The sequence below is a fragment of the Microvirga sp. VF16 genome (assembly GCF_016864375.1).
Classification (GTDB): domain Bacteria; phylum Pseudomonadota; class Alphaproteobacteria; order Rhizobiales; family Beijerinckiaceae; genus Microvirga.
The window spans coordinates 1,319,929-1,342,321 of sequence record NZ_CP069354.1 but is presented as its reverse complement, the minus strand read 5'-3'; the positions used below and the strand labels follow the sequence as shown (position 1 = coordinate 1,342,321).

14 protein-coding genes are annotated in these 22,393 nt (G+C 60.2%); 6 read left to right on the top strand and 8 right to left on the bottom strand.

Annotated elements, in window-relative coordinates:
• Positions 1-19: 19 nt before the first annotated feature.
• A complete protein-coding gene (locus tag JO965_RS06340; RefSeq protein ID WP_203442847.1) occupies positions 20-1,507 on the bottom strand; it encodes an NAD-dependent succinate-semialdehyde dehydrogenase in 1,488 nt (495 codons plus the stop codon).
• 364 nt (positions 1,508-1,871) lie between these two features.
• Here JO965_RS06340 and JO965_RS06335 point away from each other — a divergent pair, with 364 nt between their 5' ends.
• From JO965_RS06335 to JO965_RS06310, 6 genes are all read left to right on the top strand, one after another.
• Entirely contained in the window at positions 1,872-3,035 is a 1,164-nt protein-coding gene (locus JO965_RS06335; protein ID WP_371826867.1) for an ABC transporter substrate-binding protein, read from the top strand.
• Between the two features lie 124 nt (positions 3,036-3,159).
• Positions 3,160-3,918, top strand: a complete 759-nt coding sequence (locus JO965_RS06330) for an ABC transporter ATP-binding protein (RefSeq protein ID WP_203442845.1) — start codon at positions 3,160-3,162, stop codon at positions 3,916-3,918.
• A complete protein-coding gene (locus JO965_RS06325; protein ID WP_203442844.1) occupies positions 3,911-4,618 on the top strand; it encodes an ABC transporter ATP-binding protein in 708 nt (235 codons plus the stop codon). Before JO965_RS06330 ends, JO965_RS06325 begins: the two co-directional genes overlap by 8 nt.
• Positions 4,619-4,624: 6 nt before the next feature.
• Positions 4,625-5,512: a branched-chain amino acid ABC transporter permease gene (locus tag JO965_RS06320; protein WP_203442843.1), complete on the top strand. Its 888-nt coding sequence runs from the start codon at positions 4,625-4,627 to the stop codon at positions 5,510-5,512.
• Positions 5,513-5,516: 4 nt separating this feature from the next.
• A complete protein-coding gene (locus tag JO965_RS06315; protein ID WP_203442842.1) occupies positions 5,517-6,491 on the top strand; it encodes a branched-chain amino acid ABC transporter permease in 975 nt (324 codons plus the stop codon).
• A 69-nt stretch (positions 6,492-6,560) separates the two neighbouring features.
• Positions 6,561-8,201, top strand: coding sequence for a GMC family oxidoreductase (locus JO965_RS06310; protein ID WP_203442841.1), 1,641 nt, complete (start codon positions 6,561-6,563; stop codon positions 8,199-8,201).
• A gap of 86 nt (positions 8,202-8,287) precedes the next feature.
• Here the strand turns inward: JO965_RS06310 and JO965_RS06305 are convergent, their stop codons facing one another.
• From JO965_RS06305 to JO965_RS06275, 7 genes are all read right to left on the bottom strand, one after another.
• Positions 8,288-9,031: a response regulator transcription factor gene (locus JO965_RS06305; RefSeq protein ID WP_246776761.1), complete on the bottom strand. Its 744-nt coding sequence runs from the start codon at positions 9,029-9,031 to the stop codon at positions 8,288-8,290.
• An 867-nt stretch (positions 9,032-9,898) separates the two neighbouring features.
• Positions 9,899-10,669, bottom strand: coding sequence for a response regulator transcription factor (locus tag JO965_RS06300; protein ID WP_203442839.1), 771 nt, complete (start codon positions 10,667-10,669; stop codon positions 9,899-9,901).
• A 432-nt stretch (positions 10,670-11,101) separates the two neighbouring features.
• A complete protein-coding gene (locus JO965_RS06295) occupies positions 11,102-12,451 on the bottom strand; it encodes an SEL1-like repeat protein (RefSeq protein ID WP_203442838.1) in 1,350 nt (449 codons plus the stop codon).
• 69 nt (positions 12,452-12,520) lie between these two features.
• Positions 12,521-15,334 carry a tetratricopeptide repeat protein gene (locus JO965_RS06290; RefSeq protein ID WP_203442837.1) on the bottom strand — a complete coding sequence of 938 codons (2,814 nt, stop codon included), beginning with the start codon at positions 15,332-15,334 and terminating at the stop codon, positions 12,521-12,523.
• A gap of 104 nt (positions 15,335-15,438) precedes the next feature.
• Positions 15,439-18,159 (bottom strand): tetratricopeptide repeat protein, encoded by a 2,721-nt coding sequence (locus tag JO965_RS06285; protein WP_203442836.1) that lies wholly within the window; start codon positions 18,157-18,159, stop codon positions 15,439-15,441.
• A gap of 203 nt (positions 18,160-18,362) precedes the next feature.
• Positions 18,363-19,460, bottom strand: a complete 1,098-nt coding sequence (locus JO965_RS06280) for an alginate lyase family protein (protein ID WP_203442835.1) — start codon at positions 19,458-19,460, stop codon at positions 18,363-18,365.
• Between the two features lie 7 nt (positions 19,461-19,467).
• The gene (locus tag JO965_RS06275) at positions 19,468-22,191 is read right to left on the bottom strand and encodes a right-handed parallel beta-helix repeat-containing protein (RefSeq protein WP_203442834.1); all 2,724 of its coding nucleotides are present in this window, start codon (positions 22,189-22,191) and stop codon (positions 19,468-19,470) included.
• Positions 22,192-22,393 lie beyond the last annotated feature (202 nt).

Genomic DNA, 22,393 nt, shown 5'->3' with positions numbered 1-22,393 from the left:
ATGCCGGGCTTTTTCATGCTCATAATCCAGCGATGTTGATGTATTTGATTTCGAGGAAGCCCTCGATGCCGTATTTCGAGCCCTCACGGCCCAGTCCCGACTGCTTCACGCCGCCAAATGGCGCCATCTCGTTGGCCAAAGCCGGCGTGTTCACCCCGACCATGCCGCTCTCGAGCGCCTCGGCCACGCGCCAGACGCGGGCCATGTCCTTGGCATAGAAATACGAGGCCAGCCCGAACTCCGAGTCGTTCGCCATCGCGATCACCTCCGCCTCGTCGGTGAACGAGATGATCGGCGCCAGAGGCGCAAACGTCTCCTCCTTGGTCACCTTCATGGCTTGTGTAACCCCTGTCATCACCGTGGGCTCGAAGAACGTGCTGCCCAAATCCGAGCGCTTGCCGCCCACCAGCAGCTTGCCGCCCTTGTCGAGCACGTCCTGAACATGCTCCTCCATCTTGGCCACGGCCCGATCGTCGATGAGCGGCCCCATGCTCACCCCGGCCTCGGTGCCGCGCCCGAGCTTGAGCGCCTTGGCCTTGGCGGCGAGCTTGTCGGCGAAAACCTCGGCCACGCCCGCCTGGACATAGATCCGGTTGGCGCAGACGCAGGTCTGGCCGGCATTGCGGAACTTCGACGCCATCGCGCCCTCCACCGCCGCGTCGAGATCGGCATCGTCGAACACGATGAACGGCGCGTTGCCGCCGAGCTCGAGCGACAGCCGCTTGATGCCGTCGGCCGCCTCCTTCATCAGCCAGCGCCCGACCCCGGTCGAGCCGGTGAAGGTGATCTTGGCCACCTTCGGGTTGTGGCAGAACTCCTCGCCGATCGGCTTGGCCTCGCCGGTGATCACCGAGAACGCGCCCTTCGGCACCCCGGCCCGCTCGGCCAGCACGGCGAGCGCCAGCGCCGAGAGCGGGGTTTGCGCGGCCGGCTTCAACACCATGGTGCAGCCCGCGGCCAGCGCCGGGCCGACCTTGCGGGTGATCATGCCATTGGGAAAGTTCCACGGCGTGATCGCCGCGCACACCCCGACCGGCTGCTTCAGCACCACGATGCGCTGGGACGGGCTGGCGCCGGGAATGACGTCGCCGTCGATGCGCTTGGCTTCTTCCGCGAACCACTCGATATAGGCCGCGTTCGAGATCACCTCGGCCTTGGCCTCGGGCAAGGGCTTGCCCTGCTCGGTGGTGAGGATCAGCGCCAGATCGTCGGCATTGGCGATGATCAGGTCGTACCATTTCCTCAGGATGGTGCTGCGCTCCTTGGCGGTGCGCCTGGCCCATTCCTTCTGCACCGTGTGCGCCGTGTCGATGGCGCGCTTGGCGGCGTCAGGGCCGAGATCGGGCACGCTCAGGATCAGCGCGCCGTCATACGGATCGGTGACCGGGATGGTCTTGCCGTCCGGCGCATCGATCCACTCGCCCGCCACATAGGCCTGAGACACCAAGAGCGACGGATCCTGCAGATCGAGGGTACGGCGGTCGGCGGGCTTCTGGTGAACGGTCATCGCAAGGCTCCAACCTAGACAATAGGGGGACAGAAAGCTGAGGCAGATATAGGCGCTGCCTCCAGCACTGTGAACAGCGAGAGATGCGGAGCAGGGTTACCGACAAAGCGGCCAAGGTCTCAAGGGTCAGCGACACCCGATGCCTGAAAATGAGGCAAAAACTTGAAGCTTAAAGAGATCTGCGACTTAAGGATGACCCCCTCTCGCATTGCACAAGGCGTGAAGGGCTGTACTTTTCTGACCATCGCCGGGCGCACCCTCACGCCGCGGTTCGAACAATGCTGGATCAACTGGCTTCGGAACGAAGGGAAGGAAATCGATGCGAGTTCTCAATAAAATTCTGTTCGCCCTCAGCTGCACCGTCATGGCGCAATCGGCCTATGCACAGCAGGCTTCCGACGGCGTGGTCAAGATCGGCATCCTGAACGATCAGTCCGGCGTCTACGCAGATTTCGGTGGCAAGTCCTCGGTCGAGGCCGCCCGTATGGCGGTGCAGGATTTCGGCGGCAAGGTTCTTGGCGTGCCGGTCGAGATCGTGAGCGCGGACCACCAGAACAAGCCTGACGTGGCGGCGAGCATCGCCCGGCAGTGGTATGATACGGAAAAGGTCGATTCCATCATGGAACTGACCACCTCGTCGGTCGCTCTCGCTGTCCAGGGCCTGTCCAAGGACAAGAAGAAAATCACGATGACGACCGGTGCGGCGACGACCGATCTCACCGGCAAGCAATGCACCCCCTACGGCTTCCATTGGGCCTACGACACTCACGCGCTCGCAGTCGGCACCGGCGGTGCGCTGGTGGAGAACGGCGGCAACAAGTGGTTCTTCCTCACCGCCGACTACGCCTTCGGCTACTCGCTTGAAGACCAGACTTCGAAGTTCGTGAAGTCGAAGGGCGGTCAGGTGCTCGGTGCTGTCCGCCATCCGCTGGCAGCCACTGACTACTCGTCCTTCCTGCTGCAGGCGCAGAGCTCCGGTGCCAACGTGGTCGGCATGGCCAATGCCGGCCTCGACACTGCCAACGCCATCAAGCAGGCTGCCGAGTTCGGCATCACCCAGGGCGGCACGCGCCTCGCAGCCCTGCTTTTCACCCTCGCCGAAGTGAAGGGTCTTGGCCTCAAGGCCGCACAGGGCTTGACCCTGACGGAAGGCTGGTACTGGGATCAGAGCGACGAGAACCGTGCCTTCGCGAAGAAGTTCCAGGAAAAGACCGGCCGCATGCCGAACATGATCCATGTCGGCACCTATTCCGCCGTGACGCAATATCTCAAGGCGATTCAGAAAGCTGGCACGGACGCTACCGAGCCGGTCGCCAAGCTCCTGCACGAAATGCCGGTCGAGGACGTCTTCGCCAAGAAGGGTAAGGTGCTGCCGAACGGCCGCATGGTCTACGACATGTACCTCTTCCAGGTGAAGAAGCCGGAAGAGAGCAAGAGCGAGTGGGACATGTACAAGCAGCTCGCCAAGGTCCCGGGCGATCAGGCTTATATGAAGCTTGCCGACAGCGGCTGCCAGCTCACGCAGTAATATTCCAACCGAAGTGGGACGGCGCGAGCCGCCCCGCCTCTTCATCGTCTGACAACGGCTGGTATCGAGCTTTGCGCGCGAACCAGCCGTTGCCTCCTCACCAAGAGAGTGTCGGCCGGTTCATATGGTCAGTACGCAACCTATCTTGAGCGCCACCGGGCTCACCATGGAGTTTCGCGGCTTCCTCGCCGTGAAGGACGTGACCCTGTCCGTCAATGAGGGCACGATCCATGCCCTGATCGGCCCGAACGGTGCCGGCAAGACAACCGTCTTCAACCTGCTCACGAAGTTTCTCACGCCGACGCGCGGGCAGATCAGCTTCAAGGGCTCGGACATCACCGGCCTGAAGCCTGCCGAGGTTGCCCGTCTCGGGCTCGTCCGCTCATTCCAGATTTCGGCGGTATTTCCGCACCTGACCGTGCTCGACAATGTGCGCGTGGCGCTGCAGCGTCCGTCCGGACTTGCCACGCAGTTCTGGCGCCCGGCTTCCGCTCTTTCGACACTCAACGATCGCGCAATGGAGCTCATCGATGCCGTTGGCCTCCGAGCCTACGCGCATTTGCCGGCCGTTGAATTGTCCTACGGACGCAAGCGCGCGCTTGAAATCGCCACCACATTGGCCCTCGATCCTGCCATGTTGCTTCTCGATGAGCCGATGGCCGGCATGGGACATGAAGATATCGGCCGCATTTCCGATCTGATCCGACGCATCGCCCGCAATCGCACGGTGCTGATGGTCGAGCATAACCTGAACGTGGTTTCCGATCTTTGCGATCGCGTCACCGTTCTGGCTCGCGGCGAGATTCTCTCCGACGGATCATACGAGACCGTCAGCCAGGATCCGCGCGTGCGTGAAGCTTACATGGGAACCGAGCATGAGTAGCGCTCCCCTTCTCGAAGTCCGCGGGCTCAATGCCTGGTATGGCGAGAGCCATGTTCTCCATGGAGTCGATCTCGACATCCGCGAGGGCGAAACCGTCACCCTGCTCGGCCGCAACGGCGCGGGCAAGACAACCACCTTGCGCGCGATCATGGGCATCCTGCGCCGCCGCGAGGGCGTTATCCGCCTGCGCGACAAGGATCTCCTGGGGCTACCGCTCCACAAGGTCGCGCAGGCCGGTCTCGGCTATGTGCCCGAGGAGCGCGGCATCTTCGCGAGCCTGAACGTCTCCGAGAACCTGATGCTGCCGCCGACCGTCGCGGAGGGAGGCATGAGCCTGGAGGAGATCTACACTCTCTTCCCCAACCTCCATGAACGCCGTTCGAGCCAGGGCACGAAACTTTCCGGCGGCGAGCAACAGATGCTCGCCATCGCCCGCGTGCTGCGCACGGGCGCGAGGATCATCCTTCTCGACGAGCCGACGGAGGGTCTAGCTCCCGTGATCGTCCAGCGCATCGGCGATGTGCTGGTCGCCTTGAAGAAGCGCGGCATGACCATCCTGCTCGTGGAGCAGAACTTCCGCTTCGCGAAGAAAGTCGCCGACCGCTTCTACCTCATGGAGGATGGGCGTATGGTGAACTCGTTCCCCGGGCATGAGCTCGACACGCGCATGGACGAACTCCACGAAGTTCTTGGGGTGTAGAGCATCATGAGTACGATTTTCGGCATTCCCACCCCGGCCCTCTTTGGCCAGATCCTCATCGGCCTGATCAACGGCTCCTTCTATGCCATGCTGAGTCTCGGCCTCGCCGTGATCTTCGGCCTGTTGCGGGTCATCAACTTCGCCCATGGCGCGCAATATATGCTGGGCGCCTTTGCCGCCTACCTCCTCCTGAGCTGGCTGGGCATCGGCTACTGGCCGGCGCTCATTCTCGCCCCTCTGATCGTCGGCGCCATTGCGGTCGTGATCGAAAGGACGATGCTGAGTCGCCTCTACGGCGTGGATCCGCTCTATGGATTGCTGCTGACCTTCGGCCTCGCGCTCATTCTCGAAGGCGCCTTCCGCTATTGGTTCGGCGCAGCCGGCCAGCCCTATGCCCCGCCGCCGCAACTGACGGGAGCTCTCAATCTGGGCTTCATGTTCATGCCGATCTACCGCGGCTGGGTGGTCGTTGCCTCCCTCGTCGTCTGCCTGGGCACGTGGCTTCTGATCGAAAAGACGCGACTTGGCGCCTACCTGCGGGCGGCTACGGAAAATGCCACGCTCGTTCAGGCCTTCGGCGTGAACGTGCCGCTGCTTCTGACGCTCACCTATGGCCTGGGTGCGGCGCTGGCTGCTCTCGCGGGCGTGCTGGCAGCTCCGATCTATCAGGTGAGCCCGCTGATGGGCTCGAACCTCATCATCATCGTCTTCGCCGTGGTCGTGGTCGGCGGCATGGGCTCGATCCTGGGCGCCATCGTGACCGGGTACGTGCTCGGCGTGCTCGAGGGACTGACGAAGGTTTTCTACCCGGAAGCCTCGAGTATCGTTATCTTCGTGATCATGGCCATCGTTCTGCTCGTCAGGCCAGCAGGTCTCTTCGGGCGGGAGGAGTAATATCATGGCTGTCGGAACCGAATATCTCACGGAGCAGCCCAAGCTGAGCACATCTTCCATGGTGCTTGGGGCAATCGCCATTACGGCTTTGCTGGCGGCTCCCTTTTTCTTCTATCCCATCATGCTGATGAGCGTGCTCTGCTTTGCGCTCTTCGCCTGCGCCTTCAACCTTCTCATCGGCTATGTGGGCCTTCTCTCCTTCGGCCATGCCGCCTTCTTCGGCGGGGCGGCCTATTTCACAGCGCACGCAGCCAAGGTGTGGGGCTGGGAGCCCCTGACCGCCATCCTGCTCGGCGTGGCAGGAGCCGCCGCCATGGGCCTCATCATCGGCTTCGTGGCCATTCGCCGACAGGGCATCTATTTCGCCATGATCACGCTCGCCCTGTCGCAGATGTTCGCCTTCATCTGCCTGCAGGTTCCTTTCACCCATGGTGAGGACGGCATCCAGGGTGTGCCGCGCGGCTATCTGCTCGGCTTCATCGACCTGAACCAGCCGCTGACGATGTATTACCTTACGCTGGCGATCTTCCTATTCGGCTTCTTTGCGATCTGGCGCATCGTAAACTCGCCGTTCGGCAATATCCTCAAGGCCATCCGCGAGAACGAGAAGCGGGCAGTCTCGCTAGGCTATCGGGTCGACCGCTACAAGCTCGGCGCCTTCGTCATGTCGGCGGCATTGGCAGGACTTGCCGGTGGAACGAAAGCTATCGTCTTCCAGTTTGCCACGCTCACCGACGTGCAGTGGCAGATGTCCGGTGAGGTCATTCTCATGACCCTGCTCGGCGGCATCGGCACGATGATCGGCCCCATCGTCGGCGCCGGACTGGTGATTGCCCTGCAGAACTATCTGGCTGCGTCCGACTTCCCCGTGACGGTGCTGATCGGCATCATCTTCGTGATCTGCGTGCTGCTGTTCCGCCGCGGAATCGTGGGAGAGATTCTGGAACTGATGAGGCGCCGAGGCAAAAGCGCCTCTTGAGATACGAGCGAAGCAAACCTTTCCGGCGCTCGTCGGATCGAGCGCCGGCCCATGTCATTGAGCCATACCATGTCAGGCAGCGATACATTCGATTACGTGATCGTCGGAGCCGGTTCGGCGGGCTGCGTGCTGGCGAACCGCCTGTCCAAGGATCCTCGCAACTCGGTCTGCCTTCTCGAAGCGGGCGGCAAGGACAACTGGATCTGGTTTCACATTCCGGTCGGCTATCTTTTCGCCATCGGCAATCCCCGCGCCGACTGGATGTTCAAGACCGAGGCCGAGCCGGGCCTGAACGGCCGTATTCTGAACTATCCCCGCGGCAAGGTTCTGGGCGGCTGCTCGGCCATCAACGCCATGGTCTACATGCGCGGCCAGCGCGAGGATTACGACAACTGGCGCCAGATGGGCCTTCAAGGCTGGGGTTGGGACGATGTGAAGCCGATCTTCCGCCAGCATCTCGATCACTATCTCGGCGCCGGCGAGCACCATGGCGTGGGCGGCGAGTGGCGTGTCGAGGCCCCTCGGACCCGCTGGGATATCCTGGACACCTTCATCGAGGCCGCGATCGAGGCCGGCATTCCTCGCGTCAGCGATTTCAATACGGGCAGCAACGAGGGCATCTCGTATTTTCACGTCAATCAGAAGAGCGGGCGGCGCTGGTCCGCGGCGCGCGGCTTCCTCAAGCCGGCCCTCGCCCGCCCCAATCTGAAGGTCGAGACCCAGGCCCATGCCACGCGCATCCTTTTCGAAGGCAGGCGCGCTGTCGGCGTCGAAATCCTCCAGAATGGCGCTTTGAGGCGTATTCTGGCGCGGAAAGAGGTCGTGCTGTCGGCAGGCGCCATCGCCTCACCCCAGCTCCTGCAATTGTCCGGGATCGGGGACAGCACCCTCCTCCAGCAGCATGGAATCGATGTGATTCACCATCTGCCGGGAGTGGGTGAGAACCTGCAGGACCATCTGCAGCTGCGTCCGATCTACAAGGTTCACGGGGTGCGGACGCTCAACGAGGATTACCGGTCCCTGTTCAAGAAGGGACAGATGGCGCTCGAATATGCCCTCTTCCGCAAAGGACCCCTTACGATGGCGCCGTCCCAGCTGGGCGCTTTCACACGTTCATCGCCGGAATATGCAACGCCGAACCTCCAGTTCCACATCCAGCCGCTGTCGCTCGACAAGTTCGGGGACGATCCACATCCCTTCCCGGCCTTCACGGCGAGCGTCTGCAACCTGCGGCCGACCAGCCGGGGCAGCGTCAGGATCCGCAGCGGCCAATCGGGCGAGGCGCCCTTCATCCGCCCGAACTATCTGTCGACTTCGGAAGACCAGAGAGTGGCCGTGGATGCGCTGCGCCTCGTTCGGCACATCGTCTCGATGCCGGCGCTTCAGAAATACCGGCCCGAGGAGTACAAGCCTGGAGCCGAACTGACGACGGATGAGGAGCTTTTGAATGGAGCCCGCGATACCGGAACCACGATCTTCCATCCCGTCGGCACCGCAAAGATGGGCATCGACAACGATCCGATGGCAGTGACGGATGCGCGCTTGCGCGTGCGTGGGATCGAGGGCCTGCGCGTCATCGACGCCTCCGTGATGCCGACCATTACAAGCGGAAACACGAACTCGCCAACTTTGATGATTGCCGATAAGGGGGCCGCGATGATCCTGGAAGATCAGACGAACCTCTCTACGCCTGTGCTGCGCTCGGCCTGACGTTCTCGAAGTACCGCCCTCGCACCCCCGTAACGAACAATGGGAGCCAGTGGCTCCCATTGTAGAAACGCGCTTAAGCAACACGATCAGCTGACGGGCGTGCCGCGCGTCGCGGGCAAATGACTTGCCGCCCAGATTGCAGCCTGCGTCCGGTTCTTTGCCTGGATCTTGCGCAGGATCGCTTTGACATGAACTTTGACGGTGGCTTCCGTGATGTCGAACTTTCGAGCGATGATTTTGTTCGAATCGCCATCCATCAAACAGCGCAGAATGACCGTCTCGCGAACCGAAAGACCTTTCGCCGGAAGGGTCACCTCATGTGGCTCTTCGGCAACTAGCGCTTCCTTGGCATGATCGGCGCGAGCTTCCCGCTCCCGCAGCAGATCGAGGATCGCACCGGGGAAGATAGCTTCTCCCAGCATCACGAGATCCAGCGACTTTACGAGTACCTCATGCGAGATTGACTTTTTGAGGTACGCATCCGCGCCAGCTTGAAAGGCTGCGACCACCTGCTTAAGGTCGTACTGCTCGATCAGCATGACCACTTTGGCGCTAGGATTGCCCTCTTTCAGCATCCGGGCCTGACGACAGGTCTCATCATGATCGCGGCTCGCATCAATGATGAGGACGACAGCGCTCGTATCGAGGCCTGGCACCGAGGCCATTTCCTCAAGGCTCGCAGCTGCCGCGGAGGGCGAATACGCCGTCTCGGCGAGAATTCTGCGCAACCCTTCTCTCAACAGGGCATTCGGCTCGACAAGCAGCGTCTTGATAGAGCGAACAGCGGCATGCTCTGCCGAAGAGGGCTCAACCGAACGTGCCAGTTCCATATATCTTGAGTACGCAACATCCTTAGCCGAAGAAGCCCCTGGATGTGGAAGGCTATCAAGATCGTAGGTGTTCCGCATCTCAGATGCCTTTCTGGTCTTGATTCGGTCAGAAAAACAACAAAGTTCCCCAGAAATGTTTAGCTTATAATCTCATTAGAGACAATCATTACCCATTCAAATCCTTTTAACAATCTTTAATCAAAAGGTATTAACATGATATAAAGTATCATTGATTGTATCTCTCGCTATGAGAGCGCTCAATGAAGCGCGCAGATACAATAAAACATTAAATATTCGGGATGATCTTAACTACCCACCGAAGCATTCAGCCAATCATTAAAGCTCACGCCTTCTTTGCCGGAGCCACATTCTGAGGAGACAGCCGACAGGCTCTCTAAACAGAAAGCAGGGAGAAGGTTTCGCAGAACTGTAGTCTGTTGATGAAGGATATTTCCCGTGAGCGAGGATCAGGGCCAAGCCTGCATCTGCTACCGTCTCATAATCCGACGGATTAGCGCATTGTGCGGAACCGAAGGTCCAACCGGTGCGAAGGCATTGAGCATCGGATAGATCCCAAAAGTGGCTTCCACTTTTGGAGCAAATGCTCTCGACACAGCTTGCTGTCAAAAACTCCACCCCATCGCGAGGGATGTTTTGCGCAAGTGAAATACCTCTGGAGGGAGCAAGATCCAATATTCTTGCGAGAGCTTCCTCAAACACAGAGGGCTCGCCGAACGACATTGATCCGGCAAGCCCGCGACGTTGAACAATCGACACCGGAAGCTTTCGCTCGTTGTTGCGTGGTGCTGATTCAGCCGGGAATCATCAGCTCTCCGATCTGCTCCCTTGGACAATTGGCTAACAGCGTCAGCGAAGACTGTGTATAGCCAGCCTGTCGCTTGACTGCACCCACGATGCATCCGCTGAATTTGAAGACAAGTGGTTGACGGCCCACATGGCAGCCTGCGTGCGGTTTGCAACGCGAATCTTGCGCAGGATGGCTTTGATGTGCACTTTGACGGTTGCTTCAGCGACATCAAGTTTGCGCGCGATGACCTTGTTCGGAGCGCCCTGCATCAGGCATTGCAGAATCTCGGCCTCTCTGCTCGACAAGGTCCGAATGGGAGAATCGTGCCCCTCCGGAGCCGAGGCGACTTGGAGAGAAGACACCTTGATGGCAGGGGCCTCTTTCGAGAGGTCCATCTCTTCTCCGTGGGTCGATATGGCCGCCAGGAAGGCAGCGGATGGGAAGACGACTTCGCCCAGCATGACAAGGTCGAGATACTTGATGAGGGCCTCGCATCCTGTTGTCGCAAGGCAATATCCGTCTGCGCCGGATTGAAAGGCGGCTTTCATGCCCTCAAGATTGAAGCTGTCCGACAGAACGACGATCCGGGCTTGCGCATATTGCTGCTTCAGGGACCAAACTCCCTCAGCCAGCCCCGACGGATAAAGATTCGCGTCGAGAATGAAGAGAAGTGGACCCGCCTGAGCCGTCTCGTCCAAAGCGACTTCCCCGTGTGTCAGGCTTTCCGCATGCAATCGGAAACGGGTACTTGAGAGGATGTGCCTCAAGCCCTCACGCAACATCGAATTCTTGCAGCCTAAGATCGTGGTGACTGGCAGAAGGTGTGACATGCGAGGGAGCCTTTCCGCAGAGGTTACCTCGAATTGTACAAGTTAACGGTTTGTTATCCATCCTTAATAAAGGGGTATCTAATTATGCTTAGGAGGTAGAAATAGATACCTCACCAAGGATAACTCATCTTGAGCCTAAATCGATACAAACAACCGGGGCAGTTATTCTTGCCAATCTGCTACACTATTGCGGCAAACATAACGGCCAAAATAGTTGTCAGAATCAAACCACACTGACCTGCGCCATCCATCATGGCCAGAATCCCGGTGTCCTTGGCGACCGAATCGTATGCCGCTCTGCGTGATATTGAATCAATCCGACGCCGCAGGAAAGAGAGAGCCCCTTATATCGCTGCCATCGTACTTGGCTCTCAAGCGCGCTTCAGGTCGAAGATCCCTTGGGTCCGACGACACGCTCCATCCATATATCCATCACTGAGCAACAGCATTTGGCGCCCCAGATGGCCCATTTCGGGTGTCATCGACAGAGCTAGTCATTTCTGATTCCGTGATGGAACGGAGAGCGACTGCTGCGAGAGGAAAGCCGCTTTCCCTAGCGCTGCTGATGAGCTCGATCGCCTTGTTGAGATCAGCGGTAACGCCGGTTCCGGACTTGTACATCAGGCCGAGCCGATATTTGGCTTCGGGGATGCCTGAATCGGCAGCGGCCTGCAGAAGGCTTACTGCCTTCTCGGGAGATGCACTCAAGCCGATTCCATCCGCATAGGCATGAGCCAAACCGATGAGCGCCTCGCTGTTGCCCGCCTCTGCAGCCTTGTCGAGGCCCGCGACAATGAGTGAGATCAGCTCATCTGACGGTCTCAAAGCAAGAAGCCGTGCAAGGGTTTGCCCGGCAACAAGATTGGTCTTGTCCAAAGCAGCAAGACTGTACCACTGCACCGCCTGCCGCTGATCCTCGACGTTGCTGCTGCCTGAGAGCGCACTGGCCATGTGCATGGCGGCAGCAGAGTCGCCACGCTCGGCCGCGACCTTGATCAGCTGCCCCGCCGCGTCGCGGTTCTGGATTCCCCGCGTTCCTCTCTCCAGATCGAGCGCTACCTGATACGCGATGCCAGGCTTGAGTTGAGCTGCCTGCCCGAAGAACCTGAGAGCCGAAGCCATATCCGTCACTCCTTCGGTCCCCAGGGCAAGCGCCCAGCCGATCTCAAGAAGCGTGCTGCGCCGACGGCCCTCGTTGACACCGTCAAGCCATTTCAGGGCGGCAGCCTCACTGCGTTCCAAGCCACGACCGGTGCCATAAGCATAAGCCGCATAAGCCATGGCACGTTCGTGCCCGACGCGGGCCGCCCACAGATACCACTCGGCGGCCTTCCTCGTGTCTGCAGGAACGCCTTCACCGCGATCGTACATGCCTGCCACGGCCAGCACCGAACTCGATGCGCCACGAAGAGCTTCGAACCGAAGCCGCCGCTCGAGTCTGGCGCGGTCTATACCCTGCAGAGCCACCTCGTGACGAGCCATGATCTTGGCCATGAGGCGCGTTGCCTCCCGGTCTCCGCGGGACGACGCGATTTTGGCCGCATCCAATCCAGTTGCGAAATCCTGCGTATCCATCTCGGAATCCAGCGCCTTCTGGCCGAGCCTGAGAAGCCTCAATGTGGACATGGCACGAAGTTGCGCCTGAGTCGGTGGTGCAGGCTGCGTTGCCGCCGATGCCTGGGGTGCGGAAACCTTCGCATCGTGCGAAGGAACTGCCATCGCCGCCAGAGAAACACTGGTGAAGAGGCAACTCAGGAAAACGATACGGGTAGCTTTGATCATCTCGCCTCTCCCACACATCGACTATGACACCCGCGATGTACTTCAAACTCCGACACGGCAGCCCAGATATTACTTCTTGGCGGCTCCTTCAGCTGTCTTCAGCCAATCCTGGGCTGCGCTTGCGTTCACATCAGTGCCGAAACCCAGGGTCATGGCGAGGCTGAGCCCGTACATGGCCTCCGAGTCACCGGCCTGTGCGGCCCGCTGTAACCATTCCGTGCTGGCTCGGGCCGAGAGCTCTACGCCATATCCCGATGCGTAGGCGCGCGAGAGCTCCTTCATCGCGATCGTATCGCCGGCCTCCGCGGCCCTCGTCAGCCATATCGCCCCGGCTTGTGCGTCCACAGGAACCCCGAATCCAAGCTGCAGGCTGCGCCCATATTCTCGCATGGCTGGCGCAAAACCACTCTCGGCGCTCTCCTTGAGAGGCACCACCGCTCCGGCTCCCTCTTCACTCGGCGTTGCCGCAAGCCTGGAAAGATCGGTCGCTACCGCGGCATCGCCTTTCTGCAATGCCTTGGAGAGCCATTCGATTGCCGCCTGCGTGCTGCGCTCGCCAGTCTGTCCGGACACATAGCCACGCCCAAGATAACGCATCGCCTCGACGCGACCTGCTTGTGCAGAGAGTTTGATGTAACTAACGGCGTCTTGCTTGCTGACAGAGTTGCCTACGCCCTCGAGCATTGCCCGTCCGATGAGAAACAATGTGCTCGGGTCCTGTGCATTGCTCCGGACCTCGACGAGTGCTTTTTGCATCCAAGAACGCGCGTGCTCCTTGTGATCAGAACCTGGAACCCTGTGATAGACCTGCGCAAGCTCGACCATGTCTCTCGCCGTGCAGACCGGCAACGCCTCCACACGGGAAAGCCACCGAGTAGCATCGGCTTCATTCTTTGCACTCGATGCCAATGCAATGGCCGCTCGCACATTGCCGGCCTCTGCTGCAGCCTGTCGCCATTCCAAGGCGTTCTTGCCGGTCGGCTGCAGCTGCGCGCCCGGAAGTTCGGCCAGTGTCGTCATCGCAGCGGCATTGCCGGCCGATGCGGCTTTCTGCAGGAGCTGCATACCGTTCAGCACATCCGTATTCTGAACGCGCTGCGCGATCAGAAGACGCCCCAATTCAAGCTGTGCGCCAGAATCTCCCTCTTGGACAGCCTGCTCGAGAAGAGCCCGAGCACCGGCTTCGTCCCGGCTTCCATCCTGCCCGTTCAGCATCCGGCGCGCCAGGAGAAGCATAGCGCGGGATCGCCCCTCCCCTGGTGCGAGAGCCGCCTCGTGCCATCGAGTCGACGCAGCTTCATCCGCAGTAACGCCCTGTCCTGAACGGTAGGCATAGGAGAGAAGGACCATGCTCTCGCGATCACCATGCTCGGCGGCATTAAGGAGAGCCCTTATATTCCTTTGTGCGGCCGCCGAATCTTTGTCCGCTTGGGCAACGAGGGCCGTGATGCTGCGCACGTGCCCAGCCTCCGCTGCGCGCTCCAACCAGGCTTTGGCCTGCGCCGGATCCGGAGCGACAACGGTGCTGCAGGCATAAAGCTCGGCGAGCGCACCCATCGCATCGGGATTGCCCCGTGCAGCGGCCTCCTTGAGAAGCCGAAGAGCTTCGTCCGGCCGTCCCGCCTGCGGATATGCCAGCAGGAGTTTCGCCATTTCCGTGAGGGACCCGACATCGCCGCGAGCCACCGCACGGCGATAGAAGGTCAAGGCCGCATCGATATCCGGTCTGCCGTTCATGCCAGCGGCATGCAGCCGTGCAAGTCCGACAAGAACGCTGGTAGTGTGCCCGGGCAAAGCGCTTGCCTTCGTCAGAGCCTCTGCAGCCTTCGGCAGATCCTGCGCCGCCCCGAACTCGCCGCGATAATGCCGTGCAAGGAGCTTGTAGGCCTCGGTATCGGCATTCAGTCCGGCCCGCTCCAGCCAGGCGATCGCCTTCGGCACATCCTTCGGCACTCTGTCCCCAAGCAGAAGCCGCTCGCCCAGCAATGTCATGGCCCGCGGCTCCCCAGCCTCGGCCGCTCGGGTGAGATGGATCAGGAATTGATCCGGGGTCGCTTTGATGCGGCCCTGCATGTAGATTTCTGCAAGAGCTAAGTCTGCCTTGGAATCGCCCTGACGGGCCGCCGCTTCAAACCATTTGACCGCGTCGGTCAGACCGCCCGGAACGAGCGAATCTTCGCTCAGGATTGCCCCGATCTCGAAGAGTGCGCCGCACTTTCCCTTCCCGAGATTGTCATAGAGTGTCTGCAGGGCAAGCTTGATCAGATCGTCTGCCGCGACCTGAGGCACAGGACCGATTTTCCCGCTGCGCTGCAACTGGGCCAACCCGATCATCCCATCGACCTGACCAGCCGTCGAAGCCGCGCGAAACAACCGTTCCGCCTCGCGAACATTGGCAGCAGCAATCCGGCCCTGCGCATGCAGCTGAGCGAGCAGGACAGTTGCATCCATGTTCAGCATGGACGAGGCAGTCGCAAGATGAATCGCTGCGCGCTCGGGATCGACAGGTCCTGCCACGGGATCGAGAAGCAGCTTGCCGAGCCGGAAATGAGCCCGGCCTCTCCCAGCCCATGGCCGATCTGCCAAGTCTTCGAGAAGCCTGCGGGCCGTCAAGGGGGATCGATGGATGTCGGCACGTCCCTCGGTGTAGGCGATCGCAGCCTCGTACATCTCCTCGGGATCGTTGACCGGCTGCGACTTGTCCCACTTGCCCCAGTCCCGGGACAGGCGCGGTTTGGAGACCGGTAAGCAGATCTTGCTGAAATCTGCATTGGGCGAGAGAGACCGCGGCGGAGGTGTTTGGGCCGCGCTCGATGTAGCCACTGCCAGCGACATGGCAAATCCCGCGACAGCAGCGCCGCTGACGCGGACTGCTTTTGTCATCGGCAACCTGCCGGTAGACTTAGGGAAGATCGCCATTCTTGTTCTCCGCCCCATCCCCATTCGTCCAGTCTTCTGCCATCCGGTTTCGGTCATTCTTCAAGCTCTTAACCCGGCGTCGCATTTGTTTGCTTTGCAAGAGCTTTCGCAGCCTGCGAATGACCGGCAAGAGCTGCTTTCTCGAGCCACCCCCGAGCCATCGCTCGATCTTTATCGGATGATGCTTGCTGGTAGCGAAGTGCCATCCTGTACATGGCGCCGGCATGCCCATTCTCGGCTGCCTGCTTAAGCCAACGGTCGGCCTCGCGCGCATTCGGCTTTGCGCCAATGTCGTTGAGCCGGTAGAGCTCGAACATCGCGTCGGACGAATTGAGACTCGCTGCTCTCTCCAGCCATGTCTTGGCAAGAGCTGGATCAGCCTGCGTACCGACCCCGTTCATCAAGGCACGCGCAACCTCGATCATGGCGATGGGGGATCCGCCCTCTGCCGCTCGCAGATAAGAGGCGAACGCTCCCTCGGCATCGACAGCTGCACCCAGGCCGGATAGTTTGGCGCTGCCGAGTTGGATCTTCGCTTCGTTCTGTCCGGCCTCACCAGCCACCGCTAGCCATTGCTCAGATTCTCGGCTGTTGCGCTCCACTCCCGCGCCATAGAGATACGCCATACCAAGGCGCATCTGCCCATCCCGATCGCCCTGGCGCGCAGCCTGGGCATAAAACTCAGCTGCCAGCTTGCGATCCTGAGTGACGCCCACGCCGCGGGCATAGGCGTCTCCCAGCGCAATTTGCACCTTGGTATCGCCCGGTTCCTCGTTATAGATCTCCCGATAAAGGGCTATGGCCCGGACAGGATCGCGAGGAACGCCATCGCCATCACGATAGGCCTTGGCAAGGATGAAACGTGCCCCGTCGTGACCGAGCTGTGCGGCTCGCCGGAGGAGAGATTCTGCCCGCACAGGATCGCGCTTCATCCCTGTCCCCCGCAGGAGAGCTGTTGCCAGAAGCGTCATGGCCTCCGCGTTGTTTCTTCGAACCAATGTTTCCAATACGGACCCACCATGCTCGATCGAGCCGGCATCAGGGAAATTGAGATATAAAAGGGCGATCTTGCCCAACTGTCCGTCATCGCCAACCATCGCCTTCTCGGCAGCGGCAAGCCACCGGCGGGCTGCATTCTGCTGTTCTGCCGTCGGCTGATGTAAGAGATAAACCTCGGCGAGCTGCAAGGCCGCTTCAGGACTTCCGCTCTCGGCCGCCTTTCTGAGCGTCGCTTCAGCCAACGTGCGCTCGCCGCGCGCAAGATAGAGTTTGGCCAGTGCGATCGGAGCACGGGTATCACCGGCCTTGATCGCCTTCTCGAGGGAGTCGCGCGCCAGATTGAAATGGCCCGGACCTCCAGCCCGTGAATAAAGTTCGCTCAGCTCTACCATGGCAGAACCGCTACCGGCTGCCGCCGCGCGACTGAACCAAGTCGCAGCCAGCGCCTGATCCTGCGGCACTCCCCTGCCATCGTTGAACATCTTGCCCAGCCGGGTCATGGCAATCGCACTGTTGGTCGCGGCGCCCTTGCGATACCATTCCAGGGCCTGTGGCGCTTCCATGCCGGAAGATCGGCTGGCATAAAGATCGCCAAGACGGACATAGGCGACCGGCGATCCGCTTTCGGCTGCCCTCAGATACCAGCGCAGGGCCTCGGCCTGGGGTTCCGATCCTCCACTGCCCCGCAAAAGGGCGTCTCCCATGGTGACCGCCGCTTTCACATGGCCGTGCTCAGCCGCTACCCGAAGGCGCTCGATCGCCGTCTTGCGCATACTGTCCGCCGCATCATCCTGATAAGCGAGTGCAGTGCGCGCGAACTCGTAGAATGCTGTTAAGTTGTCGTTGGTCGCCGCCCTGTCGAATAGCTTAAGCGCCAGAGGCACGTCACGGTCGATGAGAACGCCATCGCGAAGATGACGGCCGAGCGCAAGCAGAGCCGTCACGTCATCATCAACACGTCGAACGGCTTCGGCGAGAAGCCCTTTCGCCACCTCGCGTCCATCAGGTCCGTACTGGCTGCGGATTTCTGCCGCGAGGACCAGAGCCCGGGGAGCCTTTGTCTCGATGGCTCGATTGAGCCAGAGATCGGCCACGCCAGCCTGCACGCCGAGCGCTGCGCCGTTGTAAGGATCCTCCGCAAGGATCATGGCTGCCTCGATGGATCCGCGCTGGGCAGCCTTCTCGAAGGCAATTCTCGCCTCCTGCGGCTGGCGCAACGCCGACTTCGGATCGGCGCGAAGGCGCCCCAAGCGCAAAGCAGCCTCGCCGTCGTCCAAGTCTGTGGCGCGCTGATACCACTCGACGGCGGCGCTCATCCTTTCCGGCCCGTTAGCGGTCGTCCGATAATGATCGGCCAAAATCCTGGCCGCCTCGGCCGATCCTTGCTGCGCCTTTTGGAACAGAAGCCTTAGTCCCTGAGACGCGAAGATGTTCGCCTTTGTCGGGTCAGTCTCAAGGCGAGCGAGTTCGAGACCCGCCGGACCGTACTCGGACCGAAGAGCGATCTGATAGAGATTCTTGGCCCCCTCCGGGTCCTGCTTGCCTCCGATCCCGGCTTCCATCAGGCCGGCGAGGACAAAGGCTGCCTCATGGTTCTGCAGGGCTGCGGCACGACGCAGCAATTCGGCTGCTCGCTCTACGGAAGCCTGATCCCTGTCGCGCGCCAGCATCAATTTGGCACGCCGCAACGCTGCCGAGGGCCAGTGAGTCCCTGGCATCGTCAGGGCCTGATCGTAGAGCCGAATTGCGTCATCCACCTGCGGGACTTTGAGCGGATTCGTCTCGCTCACGGGCAAGCCATCTTGAAGCAGCTGAGCTCGTTCCATGAGAGCAGCCGGATCGTTGCGCTGCTTCAGCTGTTCAACTCTCTCCATGAGGCTGCGAAACCGATCTCGCAGTTCAACCTCGGTCACTCCTTGAGCCGATGCCGGAAGGGGCGAAAGACACGTCAGCACTATGAGAATGCTGAGCAGCCGTAGAGGTGATCGGTCCATCAACGCCCCCAAAAGCATGTGGCGTTGCCGCCGACGAGTTCGTCGATGAGAGGCCGGTCAGGCCGGAGACTGCGCGTCAACAGCGTCTTGAGTCTTTTCGTGGCAAGTCCAGCCCGCTCCCGAGCCACGACAGGCTCTACCCAGGCCATGTAATGACGTCCTTGATTGCGCTTCGTCATGAAGCTCATGTCCTGGCGGCGAAAATCCGCTTCCGTACCTGGGTTATCGTTCTCCGAGGCATAGGCCATGATCACCTCAGGCTCTGCAATTCCGTTGAGGAGATATGAAAGAAGGCGATCATAGTTCGCGGCGCCTTCACGAATGCCGTAGAGATCCGTCCCGCGCGTGGCAGCGATCTCGGCCATGACGGTCAGGCTCGTCAATGAGTAGCGCATGAACCATAGGGCACGGGCGCCCCGACGCGTTTCCAGGGCCAAGCTTCCATCGGGACGCGCCTCTGCCAGGACAGTGCGATATCCGCGGAGGCCTTTGTCATAGAGAGTATCGTCCCCCGCGACGGCGCCCCAGGCCATACGAATGCTGTCGGTCAAGGGATGCTGATGGTCCTGACCGGCATCGGTGTCGAAAGCCTGATCGATCTTGCGAACGAGAGAATCGATCCACGCCGAAACGATCCGCCATTGACTCTCGTCCAAGCCACGATTCAAGACGGAATAGGCCGCGATGGTCGGCAGAAGTGCGCGCTCCAGCCCATAGTAGCTATCACCGTCGACTTCTGTGTTCTCGAAAGCTCTCGCTCTAGCCCAGGAGAGCAGAATATCTCGCAGAGACATCTCCGAGACAGGATCTCCAGCCAGGGTCCGTCCGGCCAGCACCATCACGGCCCACGCATAGTTATTTGCGCCTCCATCTGTACCGGAGACATCGGCTGCTTTGAGTCCGTCGACTGGTTTGAGGTTGGTCCAAGCAGGATCGCGAGGAGTCGCAAGGCACGCGGCTCGGATACTCGCGAGGGCCGGCTGGGCAAGTGCGGCGCGCCGGGCGTCCACATTGAACAGCCCCTGCCCGCCCGTCTGGGCGTAGGACGGCACCGTTGCAAGGAGGCTCAAGGCCGAGAAGACAAGAATCCGTCTCATGCTGTTCCTAGGTCCCTTGAGACGAACTGGAGAAGGCCCGGTGTTGAACGCTTCCATTGATATCGGTGCAGTCGGATCCGGCGTGAGCGTTGAATATCTGAAGATCGGCCTCTCCCTCGAAGTAACCCATATCCCTGAGCCGACAGGACGATACGGGCTTCGCTGGCCGGCAGGCGCTGGCGATGAGCACATCGGCCTGGGAGGCAAGGCGCAGGATCGGCCCCTCCAACCCACGGATATCCCCACCGAGCAACCGTCGGGATTGCGTCACGAAACGATTGGAAAACATTGTCAGGCCCGAAACGCCCTGCGTATTGATTCCGACCCCGTTCGAAGAGAAGCTGTTGTTTCTGAGAGACAGACTGGTCAAGGGAGCGTAATGCCCGGCATCGCCTCCCTGGCCATCCGATCCCTTGGATTTGGGAATGTTTGCGATATAGGCGCTGACACCGGCATTGGCGTTCGCGTCGATCCTGTTTCCGTATGCCGCAACATCAAAGCTGTTGCGAATCTTCAATCCATCCCGCCTGTTTCCTGCAAGATGGTTGTTCGTCAGTACATTACAGGAACTCTCGAAGAGGGTCACTCCATCCTGGGTATTCTGGAATGAACTGTTGGCGTAGAGGATATTGTTCGTGCTGTTGCGGTCGAGAATGATTCCTGATCCTGCATTGCCGAATGATAGATTGCCGACGATCAAGCTGTCATCAGCATCACGAGACACTGTAATCCCATGTCTGAGCATGGTTCCGTAGACTGTATTGAAGGCAATGACGCCCCTTTCCGATCCATCATGGGCGTCCACTCCGTAGACGATGCTGTCCCGATATTCGTTTCCGACAACCTGAATTCGTTCGGCTTCATAGGAGTGGAAGCCGACATAGAGGTTCCGAAACACGCTATCGACGATGGTTCCAGTAGGACGCGCCTGGTCCCGCAACTCGGCAACACGATCCGGACCTGACGAATAAGTCAACCCAAATGACTTGACGCTGTCATAGCCTAGGGCGGTCAGAACAGAGGATGCCACATTCATGCGGCCATCCCCCCAGGTCAGAAGGAAAGGACGAAACAGGCCCGACTTCTCATTGTCGGACCATAAAGGCTGCCCCGTCTTTTCGTCGTAACCTACGATCTCCGCATCGACGATGTCGACTTCGCCCGCATTGGCGATGAAAGCTCCGGCATTAGCGCTTAATTTGTAAACCGGCATGTCCAAGCGCGACAGGATGAGCGTCGCACCAGGCGCAACGAGGATGGGTGCTCGTATGATGAGGGCATCGCCGTCATGTGCGATCAGATCGCGTGCATCGGTTCCCTGCAACTGACGCGCGACCATGCCCAAGGTCGCAGTTCCGCTCTGAACGACGATGATCCGCGGTGAGGGCAAACCCTGATACCGGATCGCCTGTTCGAGACGCGTGCCCCCACCCTCGCCATCTTCGAGGAATTTCGCAATATAGAGATTATGATTGGCAAAGGTGCTCGCGACAACGGCACCGCCAGGCCAGGGCGTGTTTGCTCGTATATCGGCCGAGGTTGCAAACTTGCTCGGCATCGAAACTCGAACAATTGTCGGCTTGGCCGCATCCATCTTGATCAGCGCAAGACCTCTGCGGGTCTGGATCTCCTGATCGGTCTCCTCCGCCGGGGAAACAGCGGCACCGACATCCTCAGGATGTTCACCGAGCTGATCGCTCTTAGGCATCATGAGTTGATTGGCCCGGATCTCGGCCACATGTCGAAAGGCCTTCGATCGAACCCGATCGTCTCCGACGGAGCGGAGAAGATCAGCAGCATGCATACCGGCGTCAGGCAGCGCGGCAAGTTCAAAGGCGATGTTTACCTTGTCATCGTCGTTGGACACCTGACTGAGAGTATCTCTCAACAATGCATCGGAAACTTGGTTGCGATGTCTCCGCTCGAGAAGATTTCTGACTTCCGAAGGAATGCGCAAATCGCCTTCGGTCTTCTGCCCTGTCTCGCTACTCCCAGTCTTCCTGACAGAATCGTCATTGCTTGAAGGGGCAAGCTGTTCCGCCATTTTGTCATAGCCGCCCTTCTTCAGTTCGGTGGCAACGATGAGCTGGAATGAGGTTTTTCCCGCCCCTTCCTCCATGCTATTGACGAGTTCGGCGGCTCGGAGCGGCGCCCCGCGTTCCACGTCATTCTTTATGATGACCGCCAAGGCCGCCTGCTGCCTGGAGCTATCGAAGAAACCTTGTGCCGCCGCAAGGGCAACCTCTCGCTCCTGACGCTCGATGGCGGTCTCAAGTAATGTTGAGAGAATTTCATCTCGATCCTTGCTGTCCGGCAATGCGAGGGCCAAAGAAACACCGGCAGTTCGATCTCCCATCGCCATACGCTTCTTGGCTTCGACCCTCAATTTGGCTTCTGTCGCCTTTTCCAAAGCGGTGCCCTTGAGTTGCTCCCGTGCCAGCGCGTGGCGCGCATAGGCCTGGCCACGGGCAGTTGGAATTAAACCAATGGCGCGGTTTGCCAAAGCTAACCCAGGAGTGCCGAGACCCGATGCAGCACGAGCCGCCGCATTCAAGGCACCCGAGCGCGTACCGGCTTCTGAGATCGACCCAGCCGTTTCCAGCGCCAGAGATGCATACCTTAATGCGCGGCCTTGAAGACCCGCTTTGGTATACGCATAAGCGACTTCAACAAAGGCCGCGGCCCGGTAGGCCGGCGACCTCTGCTCGCTTGCGATCTGGTGAAGGGTCACCCCGGCTTCCACTCGATCAGCCCCGGTCTGGCCCCCCGCGAGGTCCCCGAGCGAAGCCTGGAGAAGCATTGCGCTAACCATGTCGTGATCGAGCCCCTCGTCAGCCAGACGGGTGAGCTCCGCACGGGCCCCATCCCTGAGCTCGCCTGAGCCAAGAGTGCCTTGGCCGGCGAATTTTTCCAGGAGTTTGATCCTTGCCCGG